The organism is Nocardiopsis flavescens (genome assembly GCF_900141985.1).
Lineage (GTDB): Bacteria > Actinomycetota > Actinomycetes > Streptosporangiales > Streptosporangiaceae > Nocardiopsis > Nocardiopsis flavescens.
On sequence record NZ_FQZK01000055.1, the window covers coordinates 1 to 6,654 of the forward strand.

Below are 6,654 nucleotides of genomic sequence, written 5' to 3' on the forward strand. Positions count from 1 at the left end.
CTGCCGCAGTGCCAGCCCGAGGTTGTTCCACGCCTGCGCTTCACTGTGGGCGTCCCCGACCTGCTGGCAGTAGGAGAGGTCGCGGGTGTGGGCATCGATCGCCTCGTCGAACCTGCGCACCTCCTGCAGGGCGGTGCCGAGGTTGTTCCACGCCGACGCTTCGCCGCGGGCGTCACCGGCCTGCTGGTAGAGGTCGCGCGCTCGGGTGTGGGCGCCGATCGCCTCGGTGAACCGGCGTACCTCGGCCAGCGCGTTGCCGAGGTTGTTCCACGCCTGCGCTTCATGGTGGCTGTCGTCGGTCTGGTGGAAGGCCTCGCGTGCTCGGGTGTGGGCGTCGATGGCCTCGTCGAACCTGCGCACCTGATGCAGGGCGTTGCCGAGGTTGTTCCACGCCGACGCTTCGCCCCCGGTGTCACCGGCCTGGAGGGCGGTTTCGGAGGCCAGGGTGTGGACCTCGATCGCCTCAATGAAACGCCGCCGCAGGCGCAGGTAGATGCTCAGACATTGGGGCAGGCGTGTGGCCACCCGGGTGCGGTGGGTCTGGCGGGCGATACGCACACAGGCCAGCAGGTTGTCGATCTCGACGTCCAACCACCCCAGCGCCTCCTCCCGCCCGGGGAACAGTGCGGGCGGGGTGTCGCCTCTGAGGGCGCGCAGGTGGTCATCGGCCGCGTCGGCCACCACCGTGTAGAAGTCCAGCACCCGGTCCAGAGCCAGCTCGCGGGGATCGGCCGGTCCGCCGGTGCCGCCCGGGCCGTTCTCGTCTTCGGGAGCGTCGCTGTCGGTGGTGGGTGGGGTCAGGGTGCGGGCGTGGGCGGCGACCAGGTCGTGCATCGCCCACCGGCCGGGGGCGGGGGAGGTGATCAGGTGCGCGGCCGCCAACTCCTCCAACACCTCTTCTGCGTCCTCTACCTCCGAGTCGACCATGAAGGCGACCGCCGGGGTGGAGATGTCGGTGCCCGGGGCTGAGCCCAGCAGGGCGAACACCTCCAACTCTCTTGGAGCCAGGTATCCCAGGGAGGCGTTGAAGACCGCGGCCAGGTCGTGCTCGTCATCGGCGAACTTCGCCAGTTCCCCCAACCGCACCGCCAACCGGGCCGGGTCCAGGCGGGTCTTGCGGGCCAACAACGCCGCGGCGATCTTCAACGCGAGCGGCAGGTACCCGCACCGCGACGCCAGCTTTCCCAGGCCTTCCTCACCCCGCCGGGCATCGTCCGCTCCCAAGCGTGAGCGCAACAGCTCGACGGCATCGTCAGGGTCCAGGGTGTCCAGACGGACAGGGCTGTGCCCGTCCAGCGCCAACGCCTCACGGGAGGTCACCAACAACCGGTGCCCGCCCGGGCCGGGGAGCAGAGGACGCACCTGGTCGGCGCGGTGGGCGTTGTCGGCCACCACCAACACCGGACGACGCTGTTCGTCGGCCCCGGCCAGGTCGGCCAGGGCTGACCGGTAGAACACCGCCCGCTCGGCGGTGTCGGGGGGCATCTCCTCCAGGTCCGCGCCGGTCTGGCGCAACAGCGCGTCCAACGCGGCGGTGCCGGTCAGGGGGTCGGTGCCGGGGGTGTAGCCGTGCAGGTCCACGAACAGGTAGCCGCTGAACCACCCCTGCTCCCACGCTTGGTGGGCGGCGCGCACAGCCAGAGCGGTCTTACCGATCCCGCCCATCCCCGCCACAGCGGACACCACCACCGCACCCGACCCGGAGGTACCGCCGGCAGTCCTTGCGGGGTCGAGGAAGTCCAGCAGTTCGTGCAGCTGTTCCTCGCGGCCCACGAACTCCCCCACCAGCGGGGGAAGCCCTTGCAGCGCCGTGGGCAGGCCACGCTCCTGCTGCACGACCGTGTTATGGGTGACGGTCGTGGCGTTGTGCATGGTGGTGTTGCCGACGCCGCCCTCGATCTTTTGGGCCTGCGCCACCGTGCCCGACACATCGCCCGTGACGGTGTTGGTCGTGCCCTCGGGCTCGCGCTTCCATCCCATCCACCGATTCTCCCGCCCCGAAAGGGCTTTCGGGCAGGGTCGCGCCGAAAACAGCCACCTTCCTCCCCGCCCGACCCGGCCCGCGGGACGGCTCTTCACCCCCGATCCGACCCGAGGGGCCCGACCGTCGGGGCCTTCGTCCCGCGCGGCACGCGCCGACGTGCTGAGCCCCGCGCGGGATGACGTCCCAGGGGCGCTGCACTTCGTTCCACTTCCTTGGAAGTGGAACACCCCGGGACGCGTGAGGCCCGGCGGGCGCATCCTGGGCGAATCGTCCCGCCGATCGTTCCGCAAGTCGTTCCACAACGCGTGTTCCGGAAATCGAGTACGGAACCGACTTCCGGTACGGTTCGGCCATGGGAACCCACGACCGCCCCGCCACCGGGCTCGACCTCGGCTACGCCCGGGTCTCCACCACCAGGCAGCACCTGGACCGCCAGCTCGCCTCCCTGACCGACGCGGGCATCAGCGACGAGCGGATCTTCGTGGACCAGAAGAGCGGGGCCACGGTCGACCGGCCCGGCCTGGCCGCCCTGCTCGCCTACGCCCGCCCCGGCGACACCGTCCTCGTGCACACCCTGGACCGGCTCGGCCGCAACCTGCGCGAGGTCCTCAACCTCGTCCACGACCTGGACGAGAAGGGCATCGGGGTGCGCTCGCTGGCCGACCCGCTCCCCATCGACACCGCGGCCGAGGGCATGGGCCGCATCGCGTTCCTTTTGCTGGCGCTGTTCGCCGAGATGGAGCGCACCTTCACCGCCGAACGGGCGGCGCATGCGCGGGGTGTGGCGGAGGCGGCCGGGCGCCGGATCGGCCGCCCGGTGGCCCACGCCGACGAGACGATCGAGTACGCGCGCCTGCTCAAGGGCCAAGGCGCCAGCCTCGGGCAGATCGCGGCCAAGACCGGGATCCCCAAGACCTCCCTGCACCGCTACCTACGGCAGGGGTAAGGCGGGACTCCGGCCGGGCGGGTGGCGATCAGCTCTCCTGCTCGCCTCCGGGGTCCTGCCGGAGCTGGTCGAGGGCCTCCCGTGCTCGTGCGGCCCGGTGGTCGTCGCCTGCGGCCTCGAACAGCTCCACCGCCCGGGCCAGGGCTTGGACCGCCTCCCCCACCCGACCCAGACCGGCCAGGGTCACACCGACGTTGTGCAGTGTCTGCGCCTCACCGTGGCCGTCGCCCACCTGTCGGCAGTAGGCCAGGTCACGGGCGAACGCCTCCAACGCCTCCTCCACCCGACCCACCTCCCGCAGAGCCAAGCCGAGGTTGTTCCACGCCATCGCCTCGCCGCGGGCGTCCCCGACCTGCCGGGACAGGTCGCGGGCCCGGGTGAGGGCGTCGATCGCCTCCTCCATCCTGCCCACCTCCTGCAGGGCGGTGCCGAGGTTGCCCCACGCCCCCGCCTCACGGTGGGTGTCGCCGGCCTGGTGGAAGGCCTCGCGTGCGCGGGTGTGGGCGTTGATGGCCTCGTCGGACCGGCCCACCTCGGCCAAGGCCAGACCAAGGTTGCTCCACGCCACCGCTTCGCCGTGGGCGTTGCCCGCCTGTTGGTGCAGGTCGTGGGCGCGGGTGTGGGCGTTGATGGCGTCGTCGAACCGGCGCACCTGCCGCAGGGCCTTGCCGAGGTTGTTCCACGCCACCGCTTCGCGGTGGGTGTCCCCGGTCTGGTGGTAGAGGTCGCGGGCCAGGGTGTGGGCGTCGATGTCGTCGTCGAACCGGCGCCGCAGGTCCAGATAGGTGGCCAGGATGAAGGGCAGGTGCATGACGGTGTGGTGAGCGGTTGAGACGCAGGCCAGGAGGTTGCCGATCTCGGTGTCCAGCCACGCCAGCGCCTGCTCGCGGCTGGAGAACACCTCCGGTGGGGTGTCACCGGGCAGGGCCCGCAGGTGGTCGTCGGCCGCGGCGGCCGTCTGCGTATAGAAGGCCAGGACCCGCTCCAGTGCCCGCTCGCGGGCATCGGCCGGCGGGGCGGTGCCCTCGGGGCCGCCCCCGTGTCGGGGAGCGCAGGTGGCGGGTGGGGTGAGGGTGCGGGCGTGGGCGGCCACCAGGTCGTGCATCGCCCACCGACCCTCTGCGGGGGTGGTGATCAGGTGGGCGGCCGCGAGCTCCTCCAGTACCTCTTCGGCGTCCTCTACCTGAAGGCCGACCATGGCCGCGGCCGCCACGGTGGAGATGTCGGCACCGGGGTTGGAGCCCAGCAGGGCGAAGACCCGCCGTTCCTCAGCAGAGCGGTGGGTCAGGGAGGCCTCGAAGACCGCGGCCAGGTCGTGGCGGCCGTCGGTGAACTTGGACAGCTCCCCCAACCGCACCGCCAGCCGGGCCGGCGCCAGGCGGGTCTTGCGGGCCAGGAGCGCGGCGGCGATGGTGAGCGCGAGCGGCAGGTACCCGCACCGCCCGGCCAACGCCTCCAGGCCTTCGTCGTCTTGTCGGCGGGGATCGGTGGGCGGCAGGTGGCCGGTGAGTACCTTCACCGCTGCCTCAGGGGTCAGGGTGTCCAGTGACAGCGACCCGCCGCCCCCCAAGGGGAGTGCTTCGCGGGAGGTGACCAGCAGCCGGTGCCTGCCCGTTCCCGGGAACAGGTGCTGGACCTGGTCGGTGTGGTGGGCGTTGTCGGCGATCACCAGCACCGGCCGCCTCCGGGCATCGTCCTGGGACAGGTCGACCAGGGCCGAGCGGTAGAACGCCGCCCGCTGGTCGGCCTGGACGGGGATGTCCTCAAGGTCGGCTCCGGTCTGGCGCAGCAGCGCGTCCAGTGCTCCGGCCCCGGTCAGGGGGTCGGTGCCGGGGGTGTAGCCGTGCAGGTCCACGAACAGGTAGGCGCTGAACCACCCCCGCTCCCACGCCGCGTGGGCGGCCCGCAAGGCCAGGGCGGTCTTGCCGACCCCGCCCATCCCGGCCACCGCGGACACCACCACCGCACCCCCACCGCCCGTGCCGGTGGTGGTGGGGTCCACCAGGTCCAGCAGCCCCCGCAGCTGCTCGTCGCGGCCCACGAACTCGCCCACCAGCGGGGGAAGCCCCTGCAGTGCGGTGGGCAGCCCGCGCTCCTGCTCCACGACCGTGGTGTGCGTGACGTTCGTGGTGTTGGTCGTGGTGGTGTTGCCGGCGCCGCCCTCGACCCGTTCGGCCTGCACCGCGGTGCCCGACACGTCGCCGCCGACCGTGTTGGCCGTCCTGGCCGTGCCCGGGGGGGTGCCCTCGGGTGTGCGCTTGGGTCCCATCCACCGATTCTTGCGCCCCCGGAGGCCTCTGGGGCGGTTTTCGCCGAAACCGGCCACCTTCCTCCCGCACCGGTACCGGCCGGGGTGCTTCAGTGGGGGTCCGGCGCCTTCCGCGGGGCCAGCGCGGTGCGGCGGCCGCCGGACAGCTCCGGGACGTGCTTGTACAGGGTCGACCTGGAGACGCCGAGCAGGCGGGCGATGGAGGCCACCGAGTTGTCGGGGCGGGTGAGCAGGTCGCGGGCGTGGCGGACCTGCTCCGGCGTCATGGCCGGGGGTCGGCCCAGGCGGGTGCCGGCGGCGCGGGCGGCCTCCAGGCCCTCCTTAGTGCCCTCCACGATCAACTCGCGGATGAACTCGGCCAGCGCGGCGAAGACGTGGAACACGAGCCGCCCGCCGGGGGTGGTGGTGTCCAGGGCCTCGTGCAGGGACCGAAAACCCACCCCGGCACGGCGCAGGTCCGCAACCAGGGTGATGAGGTCGGCCAGGGAACGGGCCAGCCGGTCCAGGGAGGCCACCACCAGGGTGTCGCCGGGCCGCAGGTAGGCCAGACACGCCCGGAGCTCGGGGCGGTCGGCGTCGCGACCGGACTGCTTGTCGGCGAAGACCCTGACGCACCCGGCCGCTTCGAGGGCGCGGAGCTGGCGGTCGAGCTTCTGATCGCGGGTGGAGACGCGGGCGTAGCCGACCAGCGCCCCGCCTCCGGCCGGAGCCGGCGCGGGGGCGAGCGGATCGTCGGGAAGAACAAGACCGGGAACGGCGGGGGCGGTGTCCATCCCCGGAGTGTACGGAAAACGGTGACCTCGGAGTAGATGGACACCCGGACTTTTCAACACGTTTTTCGACACTTCCGAGCGCCGTTCCGCACCCTCCGGCGGCCTCCCCGCGGAGTGTCCAACAAACGATCGTTTGTTGCACACTCACGGCGGCGGCGGCACGCCTGGCCGCCTGTCTCACGGAGGGTGCGGTGGCCAAGACCCGTACCGGTCCTGCCCGGAGGTCGCCCGGGAGCGTCCCCGCCGGAGCGCCTCCTTTTGGAGGGCTCGTTTCCAGCAGTGGGGGCTCAAAAAAAAGGGGGTGGGTTCAGGACGCTTCCTGGTCCCGCTCTGCTTCAACTGCGGTACGGGCCTTGTCCAACGCCTCGCGGGCCTGGTCGTGCCGGTGGGGGTCGTTCGTCGACGCCAGCAGCTGCACCGCCTCCTCCAACACCGGCACGGCCCGGCCGGGGGAGCCGGACCGGTGGTGCACCAGACCCAGCTCGTAGCAGGCACGCCCCCGGGAGTGCTGGTCGCCGGCCTGGCCGAAGAAGGCCACCGCCCGCTCCAGGGCGTGGACCGCCTCCGCCCAACGCTCGAGCCCGCCCAGCGCCATACCCACCCCCGCGCCGGCGTTCTCCGCAGCATGCTCATCGTCCGCCTGTTGGTGCAGGTCGCGGGCGCGGGTGTGGGCGTCGATGGC

Annotated in this window: 4 protein-coding genes and 1 pseudogene; 1 reads left to right on the forward strand and 4 read right to left on the reverse strand. The window is 72.2% G+C overall.

All coding sequences use genetic code 11. From position 1 onward, the window contains the following. The coding region (locus tag BUE45_RS30835; RefSeq protein WP_073384450.1) for a tetratricopeptide repeat protein at positions 1 to 1,980 on the reverse strand (1,980 nt) is incomplete at its 3' end. 356 nt (positions 1,981 to 2,336) lie between these two features. On the opposite strand from BUE45_RS30835, the gene BUE45_RS30840 reads away from it, so the two are divergent. Beyond that, entirely contained in the window at positions 2,337 to 2,930 is a 594-nt protein-coding gene (locus BUE45_RS30840; RefSeq protein ID WP_143173556.1) for a recombinase family protein, read from the forward strand. Positions 2,931 to 2,958: 28 nt separating this feature from the next. Here the strand turns inward: BUE45_RS30840 and BUE45_RS30845 are convergent, their stop codons facing one another. The 3 genes and pseudogenes from BUE45_RS30845 to BUE45_RS31585 form a co-directional block, all read right to left on the reverse strand. After that, positions 2,959 to 5,199 (reverse strand): tetratricopeptide repeat protein, encoded by a 2,241-nt coding sequence (locus BUE45_RS30845; protein ID WP_073384452.1) that lies wholly within the window; start codon positions 5,197 to 5,199, stop codon positions 2,959 to 2,961. A gap of 89 nt (positions 5,200 to 5,288) precedes the next feature. Beyond that, a complete protein-coding gene (locus tag BUE45_RS30850; protein WP_073384453.1) occupies positions 5,289 to 5,972 on the reverse strand; it encodes a recombinase family protein in 684 nt (227 codons plus the stop codon). Positions 5,973 to 6,279: 307 nt separating this feature from the next. Then, positions 6,280 to 6,654, reverse strand: a pseudogene (locus BUE45_RS31585) (hypothetical protein); the annotation flags it as partial.

Bases quoted from the DNA above. Each gene is read 5' to 3' on its own strand.
- BUE45_RS30845 (WP_073384452.1), bottom strand. From the start codon at position 5,199: ATGGGACCCAAGCGCACACCCGAGGGCACCCCCCCGGGCACGGCCAGG.
- BUE45_RS30840 (WP_143173556.1), top strand. From the start codon at position 2,337: ATGGGAACCCACGACCGCCCCGCCACCGGGCTCGACCTCGGCTACGCC.
- BUE45_RS30850 (WP_073384453.1), bottom strand. From the start codon at position 5,972: ATGGACACCGCCCCCGCCGTTCCCGGTCTTGTTCTTCCCGACGATCCG.